The organism is Pseudomonas sp. 05T35, from assembly GCF_056396605.1.
This window is the reverse complement of sequence record NZ_JBFTLU010000811.1, coordinates 1-854: the sequence shown is the minus strand read 5'-3', so window position 1 is coordinate 854 and position 854 is coordinate 1. Positions and strand designations below refer to the sequence as shown.

The 854-nt window shown below is 60.9% G+C and carries 1 pseudogene; it reads right to left on the bottom strand.

Annotated features, from left to right (window positions below):
* A pseudogene (locus AC1DH9_RS30015) lies at positions 1-763 on the bottom strand (DNA polymerase II); the annotation flags it as partial.
* Positions 764-854 lie beyond the last annotated feature (91 nt).

The following is an 854-nucleotide window of genomic DNA, read 5'->3' as shown; positions in this document are numbered from 1 at the left end:
CCTCGCCACCGCGCCCCAGGCGCAACGGCACGGCCAGCCGCCGGGCATGCTCGTGCAGCACGCGCAGGTCGAATTGCACCAGGTTCCAGCCGATGATTGCGTCGGGATCGTGGAGCGCAAACCACTCGTTGAGTTTTTTCAGCAACAAGGTTCGGGAGTCGCAGTACTCAAGCGCAAAATCCACCAACGAGTCATCACCATTTGGCGCCCCGAGCATGTAGACCTGGCGCTGACCACAGCCTTCCAGTGCAATCGAATACAGCTCGCCCTGCTCGGTGGTTTCGATATCCAGCGAAACCAGTTTCAAGTGCGGGCGATAGTCCGGCGCAGGTTTGAGATGAGCGTCGAGCAGTGCGCCGGAGTCGTCCGCCGTTCCCGTGAACGACACTGGCGCGGTGATGAAGCGCTCCATCAGGTAGCGTTCCGGCGGACGGATATCCGCCTCAAACACATCGACACCGGCCCTGCGCAACAACGTGTCGAGGTGCATCAACTGGCGGTGCTGCTGGCAATACAGCCCGAACACCGGCCGATGCTGAAAATCCTGCAACCCCAGCGGGCGAAGTTCGACACCCTGCTCGCCACGCAACAGCAACTCGGCCTGCTCGCGCTGCTGCTCGGGAATGAACGCCACCGACGGCTGAACCGGCAGCCGGACAAGCCTTGGGCCTTGATCGGTCGCTAACCAGAACTCGACTTGCGTGCCGGCCGGGGTATCGCGCCAATGCCGGGTCAAGACAAAGCCCTGCTGTAAATCCACCACTACAACCTCGAAGACTATTTCACAGGGTGATTCTACGCGTCATCGATGCTCACGGCTGCCTTTGCGTTTGCCGCGCAAGTGATTGTAGGAC